Consider the following 20,726-nt stretch of genomic DNA (forward strand, 5'->3'; position numbering starts at 1 on the left):
GGAAGTAGTGACATACCAAGCGGTATGTGCGCAGAATCAGCGGAACCCTACTGCCGCGTAGCGCCCACCGGGAGGACGCCGTGCTCAGCACCATGCAGGACGTACCGCTGACTGTCACCCGCATCCTGACGCATGGGATGACGATTCACGGGAAGTCGCAGGTCACGACCTGGACCGGAGAGCCGGAGCCGCACCGGCGCAGCTTCGCGGAGATCGGCCGGCGCGCCACCCAGCTCGCCAACGCCCTGCGCGACGAACTCGGGATCGACGCGGATCAGCGCGTTGCCACGCTCATGTGGAACAACGCGGAGCACGTGGAGGCGTACCTCGCCATCCCGTCCATGGGCGCCGTCCTCCACACGCTGAACCTCCGTCTTCCCGCCGAGCAGCTGGTCTGGGTCGTCAAGCACGCGGACGACAAGGTCGTCATCGTCAACGGCTCCCTCCTGCCGCTCATCGCGCCGCTGCTTTCCCAGCTGACGTCGGTGGAACACCTGATCGTCGCGGGTCCCGGTGACCGTTCCGTCCTGGACGGCGCGACGGTGCGCGTGCACGACTACGAGGAACTGCTCGCCGGCCGCCCCACCAGCTACGACTGGCCGGAGCTGGACGAGCGCCAGGCCGCCGCGATGTGCTACACCTCCGGCACGACGGGGGACCCGAAGGGCGTCGTCTACTCGCACCGTTCGATCTACCTGCACTCCATGCAGGTCAACATGTCCGAGTCGATGGGCCTGACGGACAAGGACACCACCCTTGTCGTAGTCCCGCAGTTCCACGTGAACGCCTGGGGACTGCCGCACGCGACGTTCATGTCGGGCGTCAACATGCTGATGCCGGACCGTTTCCTCCAGCCCGCCCCGCTCGCCGACATGATCGAGCGCGAGCGCCCGACGCACGCGGCCGCGGTGCCGACCATCTGGCAGGGTCTGCTCGCCGAGGTCACCGCCAACCCGCGTGACCTCACCTCCATGGCCAACGTGACGATCGGCGGCGCCGCCTGCCCGCCCTCGCTCATGGAGGCGTACGACAAGCTGGGCGTGCGCCTCTGTCACGCCTGGGGCATGACGGAGACCTCGCCGCTCGGCACCATGGCCAACCCGCCCGCCGGACTGACCCCGGAGGAGGAGTGGCCGTACCGCGTCACCCAGGGCCGCTTCCCGGCCGGTGTCGAGGCGCGGCTGGTCGGCCCGGGCGGTGAGCACCTGCCGTGGGACGGCGAGTCGGCCGGTGAGCTGGAGGTACGCGGCGCCTGGATCGCCGGTGCGTACTACGGCGGCGCGGACGGCGAGGCGCTGCGTCCGGAGGACAAGTTCAGCGAGGACGGCTGGCTGAAGACCGGTGACGTCGGTGTGATCAGCGAGGACGGCTTCCTCACGCTCACCGACCGGGCGAAGGACGTCATCAAGTCCGGTGGTGAGTGGATCTCCAGCGTCGAGCTGGAGAACGCGCTGATGGCCCACCCGGACGTCGCGGAGGCCGCCGTCGTGGCCGTCCCGGACGAGAAGTGGGGTGAGCGTCCGCTCGCCACGGTCGTCCTCAAGGAGGGCGCCACCGCCGACTACGACGCGCTGCGGGCGTTCCTCGCCGAGTCCGGCATCGCGAAGTGGCAGCTGCCGGAGCGGTGGTCGGTCATTCCGTCCGTGCCGAAGACGAGCGTCGGCAAGTTCGACAAGAAGGTCATCCGCAAGCAGTACGCGCAGGGCGAGCTGGACATCACTCAGCTCTGAGTGAGTCCCCGTACGGAAAGGGCGAGGGCGGTACGGGTGCGTTCCCGTACCGCCCTCGTCGTATGCCTCCGCACGCCGACCGGTTGTACGCCGGTCAGTTCGTGCCGATCTTCGCGAGCAGGTCGACGATGCGGGCCTGAACCTCCTCGCTCGTCGAGCGCTCCGCGAGGAACAGCACGGTCTCGCCGGAGCCGAGGCGCGGCAGCTCCGCCTCGTCGATGTCGGCCGAGGTGTACACGACCAGCGGGGTGCGGTTCAGCCGGCCGTTGGCGCGCAGCCAGTCCACGATCCCGGCCCGGCGGCGGCGCACCTGCATCAGGTCCATCACCACCAGGTTGGGCCGCATCCGGGTCGCCAGCGCCACGGCCTCGCTGTCCGTCGCGGCGCAGGCGACCTGCATGCCCCGCCGTTCCAGCGTCTCCGTGAGCGCCGCCGCGATGTCCTGGTGCTCCTCGATGAGCAGGACGCGCGGCGGGTGCTGTTCGCTGTCGCGCGGCGCGAGTGCCTTCAGGAGTACGGCAGGGTCGGCACCGTACGCAGCCTCCCGCGACGCCTGTCCAAGGCCGGCGGTCACCAGGACGGGTACCTCGGCGGCGACCGCCGCCTGCCGCAGGGACTGGAGCGCCTTCCGGGTGATGGGCCCGGTCAGCGGGTCTACGAAGAGCGCGGCGGGGAACGCCGCGATCTGCGCGTCCACCTCCTCGCGCGAGTGCACGATCACCGGCCGGTAGCCGCGGTCACTCAGCGCCTGCTGCGTGGAGACGTCGGGCGCGGGCCAGACGAGCAGTCGGCGCGGGTTGTCCAGCGGCTCCGGAGGCAGCTCGTCGTCGACCGGCTGCGGGGACGGCCTGTTGGCGACCTCGACCGCGCCACCGGGGCCGTCCAGCGGCTCCGGTCCCTCGGCCGCACCCTCGTCGGGCGCCCCGATGGCGTACGCGCGTCCTTCGGCCGCGGGCGCGGAGAGCAGCTGTCCCGATCCCTGCCCGTGCACGGTGGGGGCGGGGGGTGTGGCGGCGGGTGCCGGGGGCGCGGGCTGCGGGGGTGCGGGGGCCGGAGCAGGGGCGGGCGGCGCGGGGCGCTCGTCCTGGCCGGGCTCCGGCGGCGCGGCCAGCTTGCGGCGCCGGCCGACGCTGCTGCCGCCGCCGCCCAGGGTCTGGTTCTGCTGGTGCGCGATGTGCTGGGCGAACGGCACGCCCTGCCCCAGGGTGCGCACGCTGAACGCGCGCCCCTGCGTCGAGTCGGACGCCCCCGGCATCGGCGCCTCGGCGGGCAGCGGCTGCCGCCGGGCGTCGGGCGCGGGCGCCAGCGTGCGGGGACGGGCCGGGGGCCCGGCGGGGGTGGCCGTGCCGGTGGTGTGGGCCGTACGTCCGGTGCTCTGCGTCTCCGGCGCGGCGGGCCCCTGCCCGGAGGAGTCGTCGTCGCCCCAGCCGCCGGGGTGCGCGGGCGGTACGGGCTGGTCGGCGGGGGCGGGCTGCTCCGGCTGCGCGGGGGGCGCGAAGGGGGCGCCCGGGGCGCCGAGCCCGGGGTCGCCGGCGGGGCCGTCGGCGGCGGGCGGCGCGGTGTCGGCGGCCGGAGTGGGCGGTGCGGTCTGCGCGGGCGAGGCGGGGAGCGCGAACGGTGTGGGCGGCGCTTCCTGCGGGCCCGTGTCCCCGTGGCGGGCGCGGCGCCGGCCGGTGGGGGCGGGCTGGGGCTGCGGCGGCACGGGGGCGTGCTCCGGCGTGCCGGCCGGGGAGCCGGAGGGGGTGGCGGCGGGGGCGCCGGGGTCGGCGTCCGGCGCGCCGGGCAGCCCGGCCCCGGGTCGGTACGCGGCGGGCCCGGCCTCGCCCGTACCCGCGTCGAAGCCGTGCGAACCGGCCGTGGCGGCGGCGTCCGTACCCGCGTCGAAGCCGTGCGAACCGGACGCGGAGCCCTCCTGCGTACCCACACCGACGCGGTACGAACCGGACGCGGCGGCCTCGCCCATACCCGCGCCGACGTCATACGAACCCGAATCGGCGCCCTCAAGCGCAGCACCGGCAGACCCCGGCGCCCCGGCCGCACCCGCGACCCGCGCATCCGCACGGGCACCCGCACCCGCTACCCCCGCGCCCAGGGAGCCGTCCGGCCCCTCGGCGCCTGGAGCCGCCCGGTCCGCGTCGGCGGGCGGGAGGGCGAAGGGGACGCGCGGTCCGGCCTCGGCGGCGGCGGCCCGTTCCTGGGCGGCGGCCAGGGCGCGGCGGCGGCGCCCGGTCGGCTGCGCTGCCGGGGCGGGCAGCTCCGGCGCAGGGGCGACCGCGCCGGAAGCCTGGCGGGCGGCGGCAGCGTCGTCGTCGAGGTTCGAGAACGCGGCGGGTGCCGTGGACTCGACGGCGTTCACGACGGGGGGAAGGGCGAGGCGGCCCTCGTCACCCGCGTTCCCCCGGTGCCCCCCGGCCGCGACCGGGACCTGTGCCCCGGCCGGAACGCCCTGCGGGGGCACCGTCTGCCCGAGCTGCGGCCGGCCGGCCTGCGCACCCTCGGCGGCGGTCACCACGGACCCCTCCGACGGGGCGGCCGCGGGCAGCGCGAGGGCCTGCCCCGGGGTGCCCGTCTCGGCGGGGCTGGGCCGCCCGCGACGGCGTCCGGAGCCCTCGGTGACCTGCTGGGCGGGGATCAGCTCGTTCGCGGCTTCGGGGGCGGGGGCCGCACGGCGCGCACGCCGGCGCCCGGTCGGCGCGGCCGCGCCGGTGTCCCCGGGGGCCGCCTCCAGCTCGCCGCTGCCGTCGGAGCCGCCCATGGGGCTTTCCAGGAAGGCGTCGGTGGAGGAACGCCGCGCACGGCGCCGCCCCCTACCCGCCTCGGGTGCGTCCGACGCCACCGGCGCCGGGCCCGCTTGACCGGTCTCCCCGGGGGGAACGGACTCGGGCGCCACCGGAGGAGCCGCCTCCACCTGCGGAACGGCGGGCGGCTCCGGGGGCGCCACGGTCCCCGCACCCGCGCCGATCGGCACCTCGAGCACGTACGCACTGCCGCTCATGCCCGGCATCTCGTGCGTCTGGAGGACACCGCCGTGCGCGCGGACGATGCCGCTGACGATGGGCACGTGCACCGGGTCTCCCCCGGCGAACGGTCCGCGCACCTCGATGCGTACGACGTCACCGCGCTGGGCGGCGGCGACCACGACGGTCGAGTCGACGTAACCGCCACCGGGCACGAGCCGGGCCTTGCCGGTCGAGTCGACGCCGGCGACGTCCGCGACGAGGTGCGCGAGGGCGGTCACCAGGCGTCCGGCGTCGACCTCGGCCTCGATCGGCGGGGCGTGCACCGCGAACTGGGCGCGGCCGGGACCGATCAGCTCGACCGAGGCGTCGATTCCGGCCGTGACGACGCCGTCGAGCAGCACACGCGTCTTGACCAGGGACTCGGTCCCGGCGTCGAGGCGCTGGTAGCCCAGCACGTTGTCGATGAGCGTCGTCATGCGCGCGTAGCCCGCGGCCAGGTGGTGCAGGATCTGGTTCGCCTCGGGCCACAGCTGGCCGGCGGGGTCGGCGGCGAGGGCGGAGAGCTCACCGCGCAGCTCCTCCAGGGGGCCGCGCAGCGACTCGCCGAGCACGGCGGTGAGCTGGCTGTGCCGGGCGGTGAGGTCGGTCAGCCGCTCGGACTGCTCCTCCAGCTCGGAGGCGTAACGCTCGGTGCGGTCGGCCTGCTCGGCGGCGTGCGCTTCCTTGAGGGCGGCGAGCTCGGCGGTGTGCCGCTCGGTGAGCTCGCTGACGGCCGCGGTGTGGCTCGCGGTCAGCTCGGCGATCTCGTCCTTGCGCCGCTTCTCCAGCTCCTCGTAGGGGCGGCGGTCGGTGAACGTCATGACGGCGCCGACGAGCTGGTCGCCGTCGCGGACGGGTGCGGTGGTCAGGTCGACCGGTACCTGTTCCCCGCTCTTGGACCACAGAACCTGTCCGCGCACCCGGTGTTTGCGTCCCGACTTCAGCGTGTCGGCGAGTGGGGACTCCTCGTACGGGAAGGGCTCGCCCTCCGCGCGCGAGTGCAGGATCAGCGGGTGCAGCTCCTGGCCGCCGAGATCGCTGGCCCGGAAGCCGAGGATCTGCGCGGCGGCGGGGTTGACCAGGACGACCCGGCCGTCCGTGTCCGTACCGACGACGCCCTCGGCGGCGGCGCGCAGGATCATCTCGGTCTGGCGCTGCGAGCGGGCCAGTTCGGCCTCGGTGTCGACGGTGCCGGAGAGGTCGCGCACGACGAGCATCAGCAGCTCGTCACCGGTGTAGCTGCCCCCGTACGAGCCCTGGACGTCCTTGTAGGCCGCCTGCCCGTCCTCCAGGCTGGCGCTGGTCACCTCGACGGGATACTCGTTGCCGTCGGTACGCCGCGCGATCATGCGCGTGGGCTTGGTACGGCCCCGCTCGTCCGCAGCCTCGGGCCGGCGCATCGACCCCGGGATCAGCTTGGAGTCGAACTCCGGCAGCAGATCGAGCAGCCCGCGGCCGACGAGCGCGGTGCCCGGCGACTCGAACATTTCGAGGGCGATGGTGTTGGCGTTGACGACCGTACCGTTGCAGTTGACGAGCAGGAGCCCGTCCGGAAGGGCGTCGAGTATGGCTGCGAGGCGAGCAGCGCCTCGGGATGGCCTGCTGCTCACGACGACGCTTCCTCCCTGATTACTGCACCTTGCCGACAGCGGCCCCATCTTGCCCCTCGGGCCTCAGGCTGTCACTGAAGGAGTCTAAAGGCAGGGGAGGGGCGTGGGGCTGCGGATGAGGGGGAGCTCTCACCAAGGTTTGGTGCGCACCTTGTACGGCTCCGAGTCGCATCGCGCACCGCGGCGACCCGCCGACGGGCCCCGGGGGCGGATACCGGGGCCGGTCAGCGCACGTTCGGCAGGACCGGCCGCAGACCGTTCCACCGGGCGATCTCGCACCCGTTGGTGCGCCGGAACGAGGCGTCGACGTGGCGGCCGTGCCAGGTGCCCGTGACGCGCGCGGTGGATTCCCCGCCGTACTGCTGCGTACACATCGCGTCCCGGGGAACCGGTGCGAACGGGTCCGCCCCCTCCCCGTCCAACTGATCCAGGCGCTCGCACGCCTGCGCCGCGACCGGGTGGCTCCCTCCGGCGGGCCCGCACTCCAGCTCGTACCGGCCGTCGGCCTCCGGGTTCCCCGAACCGGCGACGACCACGGTGAGCCGCGTCCCCGCGGCGTCGTCCTGGAGGAGCGGCAGGGACAGCGGCACCGGGAGGGGCCCGGACGCGGCGGTGGCGGCGGGCGCGGCGGCGGACAGTGCGGCGAGGGACGCGACAGCGGTGAGAGCGAGACGGCGCATCATGGCGGACTCCTGTGGCGGAAGAACCTGCGGGGGCGGCGCCCCCGCCCTGCCTAACGCGCCACACGCCCCGGCGTTGCGCACCGCAACCGCTTTGCCCTCGCGGCCGACCGCCTAGTACCGTAGGCGGCGATTGGTGGCGCGGCGTGCAGCTGTGTCATCATCTGCACGCACCACTCGCGCTCGCGCGGGCGTTGCGGATGGAGGCGTCGCCTAGTCCGGTCTATGGCGCCGCACTGCTAATGCGGTTTGGGGCTTACACCCCATCGAGGGTTCAAATCCCTCCGCCTCCGCACCACACCGAAGCCCCGGTCCCCAGGACCGGGGCTTCGGTCGTTCCCCGGCATCTGCCCAGCTCAGGCCGGGTGCGGCTAATGGATTTCGCGTCCCGGCGCAGGTCATGTAATGTTGTTCTCGCAACGCCGACGGGGCAGAAAAAAACCCCGGAAGCACAAGCACTCGTAGCTTAACGGATAGAGCATCTGACTACGGATCAGAAGGTTGCAGGTTCGAATCCTGCCGAGTGCACAGCAGGTGAGAGGCCCCGGAGAAATCCGGGGCCTCTTTGCGTACCGTGGCTGCGTGGCGAACGATGATCTGGGGCGGACTCTGCGGCGGTTGAGGCGGTTGGCTTCTCTCACGCAGGAAGAGCTGGCCGAGCGGGCGGATGTGTCCGTCGATGTGATCAGGCAGCTTGAGCAGGGGCGGAAGCAGTCGGCACGCCTTCCTACGTTGCACGCGCTCGCGAACGGTCTCGGCGTTGAGCTGACCACGCTGCTGGGGGACCCGCCCGCTGTCGCGTCCTCGGGCGAGAACGACGGGCCGCGCTTCGTGGCGGTGCGTCGTGCCATCATGCCCGCGCTCTGGGGGCCGGAGCCGGAGCCGCCCGGGGACGGCTTCTCGGTGGATCGGCTGCGTGAGCGGAGCGCGGAGGGGTGGACGCAGTACCACTCCGCCGAGTTCGACGCCGTGATGACGGCCTTGCCGGAGCTCATTTCGGATGCGCGCGCGGCCACCGCTTCACCCGATGGGGGTGTGCAGCGGGCCGGCTTCGGTGCTTTGGGCAAGGCGCTTCAGCTTGCCGGGCATGTTGCTGTGCGGATGGGGAAGACCGATCTCGCTCTCATCAGCCTGGAGCGCGCGATAGAGGCGGCCGGACAGTCGGCCGATCCGCTGCTCGTGCCGATGATCGTCAACTCCACGGCCTGGACGTACCAGCGGCAGGGCCGTCTGGAAGACGCGTTGGGCATTGCGCTGCGTACCGCTGACGAGATGGTGAGCGCGGGACGACTCGACACCGTTGACGGGCTGAAGGTGTGGGGAGCGCTGACCATGAGCGCTGCCACGTCCGCCGCGCGGAGTGGGGACTACGACCGTGCGGCGGCGATGATGGGGGCGGCGGAGAAGGAGGCCGCGCGCGTCGCCAAGCTGCCTGAGGGTGGTGACAACCGGATGGTCAGCGTCTTCAGCCCGTCCTCCGTGCGGATTGAGCGTGTTCGGCTGGCCGTTCAGTACGGGCACCCGCAGGATGCCCTGGCTCTGGCCAAGGGGATGCGGTTGAGCAAGGACACGCCGCCGTCCTGGCGGACGTGGCTGCTTCTGGACGTGGCACGGGCGCACACGGACACCGGGGACGCGGCCGGAGCCGTAAAGACTCTGGAATCGCTGCGCCGGGTGGCACCGACGTGGATGCAGCACCACACCCTGGCCGTGGCCATCGTGCGGGACCTCTGGTCTCTGCCCAACCACCCGGCCGGGCTGCGGCCGTTGGCCGAGTTTCTCGGGGTCTGCGCATAGCGTCTTGAAAGTAGGACGCTGCGCCCCTGTAACCCCTTCTCGCATGTCGCTTACATGAGCGGACAGTGCCCCGGCGGCCGTGCGACCGGCCCCGGGGCTCGGCCGATCTGAAAGAGCAGACCGACATGCCGCAAGCTACAGCGGAGGCCCGCCCTGTCGGGCCTCCCGGATACAGCCAGACGATGCCGCGCAAGCCGGAGAGCGCCGCTGCCGCCAGACGTTTCACCGATACCGCCCTGTCCTGTTGGGGCTTGGAGGAGTTGGCCGACGACTGCGCCCTGATCGTGAGCGAACTCGTCGCCAACTCCTTGAGGTACGCCCGCCGGGACTCCATCCGCGTGGTCGTGGAGCGGACCGCTCCCCTGGCGGTCCGCGTGGCTGTCACGGACTTCAGCCGCGCGCTGCCCGTCGAACGTCAGGTGGGCGACAGTGACGAGGGTGGGCGGGGCCTGTTACTCGTGGCGGCTCTTGCATCCGACTGGGGCACGGACGATCGCCGTTGGGGCAAAGTTGTCTGGGCTGAGCTGGAGGGGCGCGGATGAGCACCGACGAGAGCCTTGGCCGCAGCGTGGCCCGTGCCCATCTTTCTCAGCTGATCGACATGTTCGGCGTGGACGGGTGCTTGAGGGTCAACGTGGCGCCTGAACCCGCGCCGGAGGCCGCAAGTGAGGCTGTCGAGGAGGAGTAATTCAGATGGGCGCGGGAAGGGAGGCGGCGGCCGTGGCCCCCCGCACCCCTCACCGCTCCGCAGCCGCCACCGGCGTGGACGGGGCGGACGCCGCGACCGGGCGGCGCCGGGTCGGCATGCCCGTCGTCGGGTTGGCCACGCCCCAGGCCGCGCCCTTGCAGACCAACTCCTTGTAGACCGCGGCGATCCGGCCCGTCAGCGCCGCCTTGACCGCGCGGTCGTCGGCGGTGACGTACTGGATGAGGCCGTCCTTGCGGCCCAGCGAGATGCACTGGTTGAAGTAGCGCAGCGGGGTGGACGGGATCTTATTGCCGGTGAGGCGGGCCGCGAGGGCGTCGGCCGCCTGCCAGGCGGTGGGGACGCCCGAGGCGCAGGACATCCGCAGCGGCTTGCCGCCGGGGCCCGCGACGAGGGCCGCGTCCCCGATCGCGTACACATCGGGGTGCGAGACCGAGCGCATGGTCGCGTCGACCACGATCTGGCCGGTCCCCGAGGTCTCCAGGGCGGTCGCCGCCGCGAGCGGGTGGACCGCGAAGCCGGTCGTCCAGACGGTGACCGCCGCCTGGTACGAGGTGCCCTCGGCCGTGGTGGCGTAACCGGCGCCGACCTCCGCGACGGCGGTGTTCTCGTGGACGGTGATCCCGAGCCGGTCGAAGACCTTGCGGACGTGCGCGCGGCCGCTGGGCGAGAGCCAGTCGCCGAGGCCGCCGCGCGCGGCCAGGGCGATGTCGAGGTCCGGGCGGGCCTCCGCGAACTCGGTCGCCGCTTCGAGGCCGGTCAGCCCGCCGCCGACGATCAGCACGGACTGGCCGGGCGCGAGGGCGGCCAGCCGTTCGCGCAGCCGGAGCGCGCCGGGGCGGCTCGCGATCTCGTGGGCGTGCTCGGCGGCCCCGGGGACGCCCTGGGTGTTCCAGGCGCTGCCGAGGGCGTAGACGAGCGAGTCGTACGTCAGCTCCTCCTCGCCGTCCGCGCTGCCGACGGTGACCGTCTTGCGGTCGACGTCCACGGCGGTCACCCGGCCGACCTTCAGCTCCACGCCCGTACCGGCGAACATCTCGGTGAACGGGCGGGGCTTGAGGTCCTGGCCGGCCGCGAGCTGGTGCATGCGGACGCGCTCCACGAAGTCGGGCTCCGCGTTGACGAGGGTGACGGTGACGTCCTCGCGGCGCAGCCGCTTGGCGACGCGGCCCGCCGCGATGGCTCCGGCGTATCCGGCTCCAAGGACGATGATGCGGTGCTGCTGCATGTGCCTGCTCCTGTCTCGCGCGGGTTCGCCCCTGCGGGGTGGTTTCTCGCCCCTTGAACCGGGTAGCCCGCGCTTTCCTGACAGGAGTGTGGTGTGACCTGTGTCACTCGGCGCTCAGAAGGCTGTGAGCAGCGGCTTTCCGTGTTCCATGGCCGCCCACTGCCGGGTCGCGCGTTCCAGCTTGTCCGGGTTGACCTGGTTACGGAATGAAGCGATTCCCTCCGGGGTGACCTCCACACACATGACGCCGATGACGCGGTCGTCGACGACCGCCAGGACGGCGGTGGCGCCGTTCGCGTGGGTCATGTGCAGCTCGACGGAACCGCCGGTCATCGCGGTCTTCGCCTTGCCCGGCTTGAGCAGGCCGCGCATGAAGGTCGCGACGGCCTTCGCGCCCTCGAACGCCTTGGCGCGCGCGGGCACCTTCCCGCCGCCGTCACCGATGGAGATCGCGTCGGAGGTCAGCAGTTCCACGAGCGGTTCGGTACGGCCGCCGGCGGCGGCGAGCAGGAACTCCTCGATGACCCGGCGGGCGGCGGCCTCGTCCACCTCGGTGCGCGTCCGGCCGTCGGCGATGTGCTTCTTCGCCCGGTGGTACACCTGCTGCACAGCGGATTCGCTCAGGTCCAGGATCTCCGCGATCTCCCGGTGCGGATGGCCGAACGCCTCGCGCAGCACGTACACGGCCCGCTCGCCCGGCGTCAGCCGCTCCATGAGCGTGAGCACGGCGTACGAGACCGACTCGCGCTGCTCCACCGTGTCGGCGGGGCCGAGCATGGGGTCTCCGGCCAGTAGCGGCTCGGGCAGCCAGGCGCCCACGTACGTCTCGCGGCGGGCGCGGGCGGAGGTGAGCTGGTTGAGGCAGAGGTTGGTGAGGACCTTCGTCAGCCATGCCTCGGGGACCTCGATCCGCCCGGTGTCGGCGGCCTGCCAGCGCAGATAGGTGTCCTGCACGGCGTCCTCGGCCTCGCTCGACGAGCCCAGGAGGCGGTAGGCGATGGCCTCCAGCCGGGGCCTGGCCGCTTCGAACCGGTCCACGTCCTGCACGGTCGTCATGCCGGGAATCGTAGCCCCGGGCCCGTTGTCAGTGCTCGCCCGTACGCTGCGGTCATGGACTGGCAGTGCACCGGCCTCCGTTGGCCCGAGGGCTCCGACGGCCCCGCGCTGGGCTGGCGCAAGGGGGCGCGGACCCGGGCGAGCGCCCTGGCGTACGGAACGGAGTTCGGCTTCCGGGCGTCCGGTGAGCGGCGCTGCTCCGGGGCCCGGGGCAACGCCTGCCCACTGGGGGCCGCGGTCCCGGCGGGCAGTACGGGCGGGCGCTGCCCGGAGTGCGGGCGGCTCGACCGGGCGTATTCGGTGGCCGCCGACACGGTTCCGGACGACCCGCGCACGTACCGGGTGTATCTCGCGTGGTTCGGGCCCGGCATGGTGAAGGTCGGGATCACCGCCGAGGAGCGGGGCGCGGCACGGCTGCGGGAGCAGGGGGCGGTGGTCTTCAGCTGGCTGGGCCGGGGGCCGCTGATGGCGGCGCGCCGGGCCGAGGAGGTGCTGCGGGCGGCCCTCGGGGTCCCGGACCGCATTCCGTACGCCCGCAAGCGGGAGGTGCGGACGGCCCTCCCTGACCCGGCGGAGCGGGCCGCCGAGCTCGCGGAGCTGTACGGCGGAGCGGCGGCCCTGGAGGGCGCCGGCCTGCCGGAGGCGCTGGAGCGGCTGCCGTTCACGGCGGTGGACCATGCGGAGGTGTTCCGGCTGGGGGCGGGGGAGGGCCGGACGACGGCGGCCGGCGCGACGGCACGGTCCGGGCCGGTCCGCGCGGTGGCCGGCCTGGTGGACGGGGGCGCGGTGGCGGGGAGGCTCGTCGCGGCGGCCGGACCCGATCTCCATCTGGACGCGGGCGCGCAGGGCCTCGTCATCGTGGACACACGGCTGATGACCGGCTGGACGCTGTCGGCGGCCGGGGCGGGCGCGGCCGGGGTGAGCGTGCCGACCGTCGTGGTGGGGGGTGGGGCGGCGCAGGACGGGCTGTTCTGAGATCGTCGCCCGTATGGGTGACGATCACGACGACGTGGTGCGGTTCCGGCAGCGGCTCGGGCTGCCCGGACTCATCGACGTACACACGCATTTCATGCCGGAGCGGGTCCTGCGCAAGGTGTGGGCGTACTTCGACTCGGCGGGCCCGCTGACCGGCCTGGAGTGGCCGATCGCCTATCGGCACGAGGAGGCGGAACGGCTCGCCGTGCTCCGCTCGTTCGGGGTGCTCCGCTTCACGTCGATGCTGTATCCGCACAAGCCGGGGATGGCGGCCTGGCTGAACGACTGGGCGGCCGGTTTCGCCGCCCGGACGCCGGACTGCCTGCACACCGCGACGTTCTTCCCGGAACCGGACGCCGGACGCTATGTGCGGGAGGCCGTCGAGGCGGGGGCCCGGGTCTTCAAGGCGCACCTCCAGGTCGGTGCGTACGACCCGAACGACCCCCTGCTCGACCCGGTGTGGGGGCTGCTCGCGGAGGCGGGCATCCCGGTCGTGACGCACTGCGGTTCGGGCCCGGCGCCCGGCAAGCACACCGGTCCCGGTCCCATCGGCCGCGTCCTCGCCCGGCATCCCCGGCTGCCGCTGATCGTGGCGCACATGGGGATGCCGGAGTACGCGGAGTTCCTGACGCTCGCGGGGACGTATCCGGAGGTCCGGCTCGACACGACGATGGCGTTCACGGACTTCGTCGAGGAGTTCAGCCCCTTCCCGCCGGCGGAGCACGGGCGTCTCGCGGACCTCGGCGACCGCGTCCTGCTGGGCACGGACTTCCCCAACATCCCGTACCCGTACGCCCATCAACTGCACGCCCTGGAAGGGCTCGGTCTGGGCGACGACTGGCTGCGGGCGGTCTGTCACGACAACGCGAAGGCGTTGTTCGGCGTCTGAGATCCCCGGCGCGGCTTTCTCAGGGAATTCACAGAAACGGAAAAGAACTCTCTCAGAGCCGTCTCACAGGCTGGCGTCATGACGACGACGACCTCGCCCCAGGGGCGTACCGAACTGCTCAGGCCGGACCGGACCCCTGTGCGGGTGCTGGTCGTGGACGACGAGGCTTCGCTCACGGAGCTGCTGTCGATGGCGCTTCGTTACGAGGGCTGGGAGGTGCGCAGCGCCGGGGACGGTGCCGCCGCCGTGCGCGCGGCGCGTGCGTTCCGGCCCGATGTGGTGATCCTCGACGTGATGCTGCCCGACATGGACGGGCTCGCCGTCCTCGGCAGGCTGCGGCGGGAACTGTCCGACGTGCCGGTGCTGTTCCTGACCGCGCGGGACTCCGTGGAGGACCGGATCGCCGGTCTCACGGCGGGCGGCGACGACTACGTCACCAAGCCGTTCAGCCTGGAGGAGGTCGTGGCCCGGCTGCGCGGGCTGATCCGGCGGTCGGGGACCGCGGCGGCGGCGCGGGGCGAGTCGCAGCTCGTCGTGGGCGACCTGATGCTGGACGAGGACAGCCACGAGGTGAGCCGGGGCGGGAAGAACATCCACCTGACGGCGACCGAGTTCGAGCTGCTGCGGTTCCTGATGCGCAATCCGCGCCGAGTGCTCAGCAAGGCGCAGATCCTGGACCGGGTCTGGAACTACGACTTCGGCGGCCAGGCCAACGTGGTCGAGCTGTACATCTCCTATCTGCGCAAGAAGATCGACGCGGGCCGCACGCCCATGATCCACACCCGGCGCGGGGCGGGATACCTGATCAAGCCCGGTGAGTAGCGGAGTGCGGCGGCCGTGGACCCTGCGCACCCGCCTCGTGGTCTCGGCGGTGACGCTGATCGCCGTGGTCGCCGCCGTGATCGGTTCGGTGACCGCGATCGCCTTCCACAGCTACATGTACGGGAAACTCGACGACCAGCTGCGGGACATCGCGGTCCGGGCGCAGCGGGCGCCCGGTCTTCCCGCGCCCGGGGGGCCGAAAACGTCCCCGGAGCGTGATCCGCTGGGGTTCATCGGCATGGGCGGCCAGCCGCTGGAGACCTTCGGCGCGCTGGTCGAGCGCGGGGAGATCACGGACTCGGCCGTCGTGAAGGACGGCGGGTTCGACGCGGGCGAGAACACCGAACCGCTGACCGGCGCCCAGCGGGACGCGGTGACGGCGGCCGGGGTCACCGCGGACGACCGCGCGCACGATGTGGAGCTGCCCGGCCTGGGCGGCTACCGGGTGCGGGCGGTGCCGGCGGACGACGGCGGCACGGTCCTCGTCGGCATCCCCACCAGCGAGGTGAGCCGGGCGCTGGGCACCCTGATCCTGGTGGAGGTCTGCGTGACCGGCGCGGGGCTCGTCGCGGCGGGGATCGCGGGCGCGGCCATGGTCGGTGTGGCGCTGCGGCCGTTGCGCCGGGTGGCGGTGACCGCGACCCGGGTCTCCGAACTCCCGCTGCACAGTGGCGAGGTGGCGCTCCTCGAACGGGTCCCGGACGCCGAGGCGGATCCGCGCACGGAGGTCGGCCAGGTCGGCGCGGCGCTCAACCGGATGCTGGGGCACGTCGGTTCGGCCCTGGACGCGCGGCAGCGCAACGAGACACGGGTGCGCCAGTTCGTCGCGGACGCCAGCCACGAGCTGCGGACGCCGCTCGCCTCGATACGCGGCTACGCCGAACTCACCCGGCGCGGCCGGGAGGAGCCCGGTCCGGACACCCGGCACGCGCTCGGCCGCATCGAGTCGGAGGCGCAGCGGATGACGGGCATGGTGGAGGACCTGCTCCTGCTCGCGCGCCTGGACGCGGGCCGCCCGCTCTCGTACGAGAGCACCGATCTCTCGCCGCTCGTCGTGGACGCGGTGAGCGACGCCCGCGCCGCGGACCGCGCCGAGCCCGCCCGCCACTGGCGCCTGGACCTGCCGGACGCCCCGGCCACGGTCCGCGCCGACCCGACCCGCATCCACCAGGTCCTGGTCAACCTCCTGGCCAACGCCCGTACCCACACCCCGCCGGGCACCACGGTCACCGCCCGTGTCGTGGCCGCCCCCGGCGACCCCCGGGTCACCGTGGAGGTCCGGGACGACGGCCCCGGCATCCCCCCGGACCTCCTCCCCCATGTCTTCGAACGCTTCGCCCGGGGCGACGCCTCCCGCTCCCGCCACGCCGGATCCACGGGCCTCGGCCTGGCGATCGTGCGGGCGGTGGTGGCGGCCCACGGCGGCTCGGTGGAGGTGCGGTCGGTGCCGGGCGAGACGGTGTTCGCGGTGGGGCTGCCCGCGGAGCGGACCGAGGCCGGAAAGCCGCGTGACACGGCCGGCCGGGCTCCTCGATCATGAGCGGATGGCGCGACTCCACGACATCGTCTTCGACTGTGCCCACCCGGCGTCCACGGCCCGCTTCTGGGCCGCGGCACTGGACGGTTACGCCGTCGCGCCCTACGACGACGCGGAGCTGGCGCGCCTGCGCTCGCTCGGGATCCACAGCACCGAGGACGATCCCACGGTGCTCGTCGAGCCGTCGGGGGCGGGGCCCCGGCTGTGGTTCCAGCTCGTGCCGGAGGACAAGCACGTGAAGAATCGCGTGCACCTGGATCTGCGCGCGGCGGACCCGGAGACGGAGATCCGGCGCCTGACCGCTCTCGGGGCGACCGTCAGGGACCGGCAGGCGGACAACGTCGTGCTGGCGGACCCCGAGGGCAACGAGTTCTGCCTGTCCTGAGCCACGGTTCGCAGGTGCCCGTCCGGGGCGGGCCGTCGGGGCGGTGCAGCGCGGTGACCGGCAGCCGCCCATAGTGGTCGCAGACCGAAGGGAGCGGCGCGTGGCCAGGGTGGTGGATCTGATCCGATATCCCGTCAAGGGATGTGCGGGTACGTCGGTGAGCCGTCTCGTCCGGGTGCCGCCGGAGCACGACCGGATCGCCGACGGTGTGGTCTCCGGCCCGTCCGGATACGCCGACAGCAGCGCCGTGCACCTGCTCTCCGTCGCCTCCCTCGACCTCCTCGGCCGGCGGATGGCCGAGCGGGGCGCCCCGCCTCTGCCGATGGACCGTTTCCGCCCGAACATCGTCGTCGACGGCGGCTGGGCGGGCGAACCGCACGCCGAGGACCGCGCACGCCACGTCGTCATCGGCGGCGCCGAGCTGGGTTACGCGAAGCTCGCGGTGCGCTGTGCCGTCACCCTGGTCGCGCAGGAGGCCGGAGCACGGCGGGGTCCTGAGCCCTTGCGTACGCTCGCCGGCTATCGAAGGGCGGCCGGCGGGGGCGTCGTGTTCGGCGCGAAGTTCTCCGTGGTCGCGGCGGGGAAGCTGTCGGTCGGCGACGAGGTGGCCGTCACCGAGTGGGGCGACGCCGAGCTCTGAGGGCGGACGTCCCGGACAGCTCGGCGTTCCGCACCACTCACATGTGGGCCACAGCCTCAGCACATGGCCGTGACAGCGGGGTTGGCGACTGTCGACGGCATGCGAACAGAGACTCCTTGGAGCACCCTGCCGGCCCGGGACCACCTCCTCGCCGGGGTGAGCCGTGCGGCGGATGCGCCCGTGCTCGACGTGGTGGTACCCGTCTACAACGAGGAGAAGGACCTCGAACCGTGCGTGCTGCGGCTGCACGAGCACCTGGCACGCACCTTCCCGTACGCCTTCCGGATCACCGTCGCCGACAACGCCAGTACCGACCGGACGCCCGAGGTGGCGGAGCGGCTGGCGCGGTCGCTGCCGGGGGTGCGGTCCTTCCGGCTGGAGGAGAAGGGGCGCGGCCGTGCGCTGCGTACCGTGTGGACGCACTCGGACGCGCCGGTGCTCGCGTACATGGACGTCGACCTGTCCACCGATCTCAACGCCCTGCTTCCGCTGGTGGCGCCGCTGATCTCCGGGCACTCCGACCTCGCCATCGGCTCGCGGCTCGCCCGGAGTTCGCGGGTGGTGCGGGGGACGAAGCGGGAGTTCATCTCGCGGGCCTACAACATCATCCTGCGTTCGTCGCTGGCCGCCCGGTTCAGTGACGCGCAGTGCGGGTTCAAGGCGATCCGGCGGGAGGTCGCGCAGCGGCTGCTGCCGATGGTGGAGGACACCGGCTGGTTCTTCGACACCGAGATGCTGGTGCTCGCCGAACGGGCCGGGCTGCGCATCCACGAGGTGCCCGTCGACTGGGTGGACGACCCGGACTCCACGGTTCACATCGTCCGGACCGCCACCGATGACCTGAAGGGCGTGTGGCGGGTGGGGCGGGCGCTGGCCGTCGGCGCGCTGCCGCTGGACCGGCTGGCGCGGCCCTTCGGGGACGATCCGCGCGACCGGGCGATCGGCGGGGTGCCGGGCGGGCTGGCCCGTCAGCTCGTCGGGTTCTGCGTCGTGGGCGCCCTGTCCACGCTGTTCTACCTGGCGCTGTACTCCCTCTTCCGGCTCGGCGCCGGGCCCCAGCTCGCCAACGGGGCCGCGCTGCTGGTCTCGGCCGTCGCGAACACCGCCGCCAACCGGAGGCTCACCTTCGGGGTACGCGGCCGGGGCGGCGCGGTCCGTCACCAGGCGCAGGGCCTCGTGGTCTTCGCCATCGGCCTCGCCCTGACCAGCGGTTCGCTGGCGGCCCTGGGCGCGGCCTCCGGCTCGCCCTCCCACGGCACCGAACTCGCGGTGCTCGTCGCGGCGAACCTCGCGGCGACGGTGCTGCGCTTCCTGCTGTTCCGCGCGTGGGTCTTCCCGGACCGGGAGCGGGGAAACGCGGTGACGGCTCCGGCTCCGGCCGCGCCCTTCCCGGCCGCCGATCCGGCAAACCCCGTGCACGCGATCGCGGTTCCCGCTCCGCCCGCCGCCGAATCCACCCACGACCTGAGGAACGCCCGATGACCGCCCTCGATCCCGCCTACGCTCCGGCCGCCCGGCCAGACACGCCCCCGGGGCACGCACGGACCGGCGTCTCCCTGCCCCGCCGGATCTGGCGCGGCCGGTCCGAGGACGCCCCCTGGGTGCGCCCCGCCTTCCTGGCCCTCCTGCTCGCCATCACGCTGGCGTACCTCTGGAACCTCAGCGCCTCCGGTTACGCCAACTCCTTCTACTCGGCGGCCGTGCAGGCGGGCAGTCGCAGCTGGAAGGCGTTCTTCTTCGGCTCGCTCGACGCGGCCAACGCGATCACGGTGGACAAGCCGCCGGCCACCCTGTGGCCCATGGCCCTGTCGGTGCGGGTCTTCGGGCTCAGCTCCTGGGCGATCCTCGCGCCGCAGGTGGTGATGGCCGCCGCGACGGCCGGGGTGCTGTACGCCGCCGTGCGCCGCCGGTTCAGCGCCGCCGCCGGGCTCCTCACCATGGCGGTGTTCGCGCTGACGCCGGTCGCGGCGCTGATGTTCCGCTTCAACAATCCGGACGCGCTGCTCGCGCTGCTGATGACGGTCACCGTCTACTGCGTGCTGCGTGCGATGGAGGAGGGCCGCACGAAGTGGCTGGTGTGGGCGGGCGTCGCGGTGGGAATCGCGTTCCTGTCGAAGACCCTCCAGGCGTTCCTGATCCTGCCGCCCCTGGCCGTGCTGTACGCGGTGTTCGCGCCGGTTCCCGTACGCAGGAGGTTCGGGCAGCTCGGTCTGTCCGCGCTCGCCATGGTCGTCGCGGGCGGCTGGTGGGTGGCGGCCGTCGAACTGTGGCCCGCCTCCTCACGCCCGTACATCGGCGGTTCGCAGAACAACTCGTTCCTTGAGCTGACCTTCGGCTACAACGGGCTCGGCCGGATCAACGGCGAGGAGACCGGCAGCGTCGGCGGCGGAGGCGGCCGGGGCGGCGGCGGGCAGTGGGGCGAGACCGGCATCGGCCGGATGTTCAGCTCCGAGGTGGGCGCCCAGATCTCCTGGCTGCTGCCCGCGGCCCTGATCCTGCTCGTCGCCGGTATCTGGCTGACCTGGCGCGCGAAGCGAACGGATACCGCGCGGGCGGCATTCCTCGCGTGGGGCAGTTCGCTGCTGATGACGGCCGCCGTGTTCAGCTTCATGGCCGGGATCTTCCACCAGTACTACACGGTCGCCCTGGCCCCCTGTCTGGCCGCGCTGATCGGCATGGGCGTCACGGTCCTGTGGGAGGAACGGGCCCACTGGTGGGCCGGTGCCGCGCTCGCGGGGACGGTCGCGGTGACGGCGTACTGGGCGTACGTCCTGCTCGGTCGCACCCCGGACTACCAGCCGTGGCTGCGGACGGCCGTGCTCGTCACCGGTCTCTTGGCGGCGGTGGGCCTGCTGCTCGCGGCCCGGCTGAGCCGTCAACTGGCTCTCGTCGCGGTGGTCCTGGGGATCGGCGCGTCGCTCGCCGGGCCTGCCGCGTACACCGTGAGCACGCTGAACACGGGCCACCAGGGCTCCATCGTCACGGCCGGTCCGTCCTCGGGCGGCATGGGCGGTAGGCCCGGCGGCCCCGGCGGCGGCATGGGCGGCGGACCGGGCGGCGGCGGCATGCCTCCGGGCCAGGGCGGCGCCAACCAGCAGGGCACCGGTCAACAGCGCACCGGCATGGGCCGGCCCCCCACCGGCACCCCGCCCAACCAAGGCCAGAACCAGGGCCAACCCCCCACCCTGAACGGCGGAGCCACCCGGAACGGCGGCTCAACGCGGAACGGCCGAGGCTCCACCCCGCCCGGCATGGGCGAACGCGGAGCCGGTGGCATGGGCGGCCTCCTCAACGGAGCGTCCGTCGGCTCCGAGGCCAAGGCGCTCCTGGAGAAGAACGCCGGCGATTACACCTGGGCCGCCGCGGCCATCGGCTCGCAGAACGCCGCGAGCTACCAACTCGCCACCGAGAAGCCCGTCATGGCGATCGGCGGCTTCAACGGCAGCGACCCGTCCCCGACGCTCGCGCAGTTCAAGAAGTACGTCGAGGACGGCCGCATCCACTACTTCGTCGCGGGTGGCGGCATGGGCGGAGGCGGCGGCATGGGCGGCAGCGGCACCGCCTCGCAGATCTCCTCCTGGGTGGAGAAGAACTTCAAGGAGGTGACGGCGGGCAGCGCCACCTTCTACGACCTCACCCGGCCGAAGACGAGCAGCTGAGGGCTGGAGAGGG

General features: G+C 73.1%; 15 protein-coding genes, 2 tRNA genes and 1 pseudogene. 14 read left to right on the forward strand and 4 right to left on the reverse strand.

The annotated features are described in order from the left end of the window. Positions 1-80: 80 nt before the first annotated feature. Positions 81-1,730: a long-chain-fatty-acid--CoA ligase gene (locus tag ACFZAT_RS25555; RefSeq protein ID WP_391267493.1), complete on the forward strand. Its 1,650-nt coding sequence runs from the start codon at positions 81-83 to the stop codon at positions 1,728-1,730. A gap of 94 nt (positions 1,731-1,824) precedes the next feature. Here ACFZAT_RS25555 and ACFZAT_RS25560 read toward each other — a convergent pair whose 3' ends face one another. Continuing rightward, on the reverse strand, positions 1,825-6,339 hold the full coding sequence (locus ACFZAT_RS25560) for a PAS domain-containing protein (protein WP_391267494.1): 4,515 nt from the start codon (positions 6,337-6,339) through the stop codon (positions 1,825-1,827). Between the two features lie 224 nt (positions 6,340-6,563). Beyond that, complete coding sequence (locus ACFZAT_RS25565) at positions 6,564-7,022, reverse strand: SSI family serine proteinase inhibitor (RefSeq protein WP_391267495.1); 459 nt, start codon at positions 7,020-7,022, stop codon at positions 6,564-6,566. 199 nt (positions 7,023-7,221) lie between these two features. Between ACFZAT_RS25565 and ACFZAT_RS25570 the strand changes: the two genes are divergently transcribed. From ACFZAT_RS25570 to ACFZAT_RS25590, 5 genes are all read left to right on the forward strand, one after another. Continuing rightward, a tRNA-Ser gene (locus ACFZAT_RS25570) sits at positions 7,222-7,312 on the forward strand. A gap of 162 nt (positions 7,313-7,474) precedes the next feature. Next, positions 7,475-7,547, forward strand: a tRNA-Arg gene (locus ACFZAT_RS25575). Positions 7,548-7,601: 54 nt separating this feature from the next. Then, positions 7,602-8,816 carry a helix-turn-helix domain-containing protein gene (locus ACFZAT_RS25580; protein ID WP_391267496.1) on the forward strand — a complete coding sequence of 405 codons (1,215 nt, stop codon included), beginning with the start codon at positions 7,602-7,604 and terminating at the stop codon, positions 8,814-8,816. 125 nt (positions 8,817-8,941) lie between these two features. Further along, on the forward strand, positions 8,942-9,358 hold the full coding sequence (locus ACFZAT_RS25585; RefSeq protein ID WP_391267497.1) for an ATP-binding protein: 417 nt from the start codon (positions 8,942-8,944) through the stop codon (positions 9,356-9,358). After that, complete coding sequence (locus tag ACFZAT_RS25590) at positions 9,355-9,504, forward strand: hypothetical protein (RefSeq protein WP_391267498.1); 150 nt, start codon at positions 9,355-9,357, stop codon at positions 9,502-9,504. The genes ACFZAT_RS25585 and ACFZAT_RS25590 overlap by 4 nt, the downstream gene beginning before the upstream one ends. Positions 9,505-9,553: 49 nt before the next feature. Here ACFZAT_RS25590 and ACFZAT_RS25595 read toward each other — a convergent pair whose 3' ends face one another. Beyond that, entirely contained in the window at positions 9,554-10,750 is a 1,197-nt protein-coding gene (locus tag ACFZAT_RS25595) for an FAD-dependent oxidoreductase (protein WP_391267499.1), read from the reverse strand. Positions 10,751-10,864: 114 nt separating this feature from the next. Further along, positions 10,865-11,806 (reverse strand): RNA polymerase sigma factor SigJ, encoded by a 942-nt coding sequence (gene sigJ / locus ACFZAT_RS25600; RefSeq protein ID WP_391267500.1) that lies wholly within the window; start codon positions 11,804-11,806, stop codon positions 10,865-10,867. A gap of 54 nt (positions 11,807-11,860) precedes the next feature. Between sigJ and ACFZAT_RS25605 the strand changes: the two genes are divergently transcribed. From ACFZAT_RS25605 to ACFZAT_RS25640, 8 genes and pseudogenes are all read left to right on the forward strand, one after another. Further along, on the forward strand, positions 11,861-12,781 hold the full coding sequence (locus ACFZAT_RS25605) for a DUF2797 domain-containing protein (RefSeq protein ID WP_391267502.1): 921 nt from the start codon (positions 11,861-11,863) through the stop codon (positions 12,779-12,781). 13 nt (positions 12,782-12,794) lie between these two features. Then, positions 12,795-13,670, forward strand: coding sequence for an amidohydrolase family protein (locus ACFZAT_RS25610; RefSeq protein WP_391267503.1), 876 nt, complete (start codon positions 12,795-12,797; stop codon positions 13,668-13,670). A gap of 78 nt (positions 13,671-13,748) precedes the next feature. Further along, positions 13,749-14,492, forward strand: coding sequence for a response regulator (locus ACFZAT_RS25615; RefSeq protein ID WP_391267504.1), 744 nt, complete (start codon positions 13,749-13,751; stop codon positions 14,490-14,492). Positions 14,493-14,496: 4 nt separating this feature from the next. Continuing rightward, entirely contained in the window at positions 14,497-16,032 is a 1,536-nt protein-coding gene (locus ACFZAT_RS25620) for an ATP-binding protein (protein ID WP_391267744.1), read from the forward strand. 4 nt (positions 16,033-16,036) lie between these two features. Beyond that, a complete protein-coding gene (locus tag ACFZAT_RS25625) occupies positions 16,037-16,414 on the forward strand; it encodes a VOC family protein (protein ID WP_391267505.1) in 378 nt (125 codons plus the stop codon). 160 nt (positions 16,415-16,574) lie between these two features. After that, positions 16,575-17,054 (forward strand): annotated as a pseudogene (locus ACFZAT_RS25630) (MOSC domain-containing protein); the annotation flags it as partial. Between the two features lie 99 nt (positions 17,055-17,153). Then, positions 17,154-18,536: a glycosyltransferase gene (locus ACFZAT_RS25635; protein WP_391267507.1), complete on the forward strand. Its 1,383-nt coding sequence runs from the start codon at positions 17,154-17,156 to the stop codon at positions 18,534-18,536. Further along, a complete protein-coding gene (locus ACFZAT_RS25640; RefSeq protein WP_391267510.1) occupies positions 18,533-20,713 on the forward strand; it encodes a glycosyltransferase family 39 protein in 2,181 nt (726 codons plus the stop codon). Before ACFZAT_RS25635 ends, ACFZAT_RS25640 begins: the two co-directional genes overlap by 4 nt. Positions 20,714-20,726 lie beyond the last annotated feature (13 nt).

This window comes from Streptomyces sp. NPDC008163 (assembly GCF_042956885.1).
In the GTDB taxonomy this organism is placed as follows: domain Bacteria; phylum Actinomycetota; class Actinomycetes; order Streptomycetales; family Streptomycetaceae; genus Streptomyces; species Streptomyces drozdowiczii_A.

Excerpts from the sequence above, each read along its gene's own strand:
- ACFZAT_RS25565 (WP_391267495.1), bottom strand. The coding sequence starts at position 7,022 with ATGATGCGCCGTCTCGCTCTCACCGCTGTCGCGTCCCTCGCCGCACTG.
- ACFZAT_RS25585 (WP_391267497.1), top strand. The coding sequence starts at position 8,942 with ATGCCGCAAGCTACAGCGGAGGCCCGCCCTGTCGGGCCTCCCGGATAC.
- ACFZAT_RS25590 (WP_391267498.1), top strand. The coding sequence starts at position 9,355 with ATGAGCACCGACGAGAGCCTTGGCCGCAGCGTGGCCCGTGCCCATCTT.
- ACFZAT_RS25595 (WP_391267499.1), bottom strand. The coding sequence starts at position 10,750 with ATGCAGCAGCACCGCATCATCGTCCTTGGAGCCGGATACGCCGGAGCC.
- sigJ (WP_391267500.1), bottom strand. The coding sequence starts at position 11,806 with ATGACGACCGTGCAGGACGTGGACCGGTTCGAAGCGGCCAGGCCCCGG.
- ACFZAT_RS25605 (WP_391267502.1), top strand. The coding sequence starts at position 11,861 with ATGGACTGGCAGTGCACCGGCCTCCGTTGGCCCGAGGGCTCCGACGGC.
- ACFZAT_RS25610 (WP_391267503.1), top strand. The coding sequence starts at position 12,795 with ATGGGTGACGATCACGACGACGTGGTGCGGTTCCGGCAGCGGCTCGGG.
- ACFZAT_RS25615 (WP_391267504.1), top strand. The coding sequence starts at position 13,749 with ATGACGACGACGACCTCGCCCCAGGGGCGTACCGAACTGCTCAGGCCG.
- ACFZAT_RS25625 (WP_391267505.1), top strand. The coding sequence starts at position 16,037 with ATGGCGCGACTCCACGACATCGTCTTCGACTGTGCCCACCCGGCGTCC.
- ACFZAT_RS25635 (WP_391267507.1), top strand. The coding sequence starts at position 17,154 with ATGCGAACAGAGACTCCTTGGAGCACCCTGCCGGCCCGGGACCACCTC.
- ACFZAT_RS25640 (WP_391267510.1), top strand. The coding sequence starts at position 18,533 with ATGACCGCCCTCGATCCCGCCTACGCTCCGGCCGCCCGGCCAGACACG.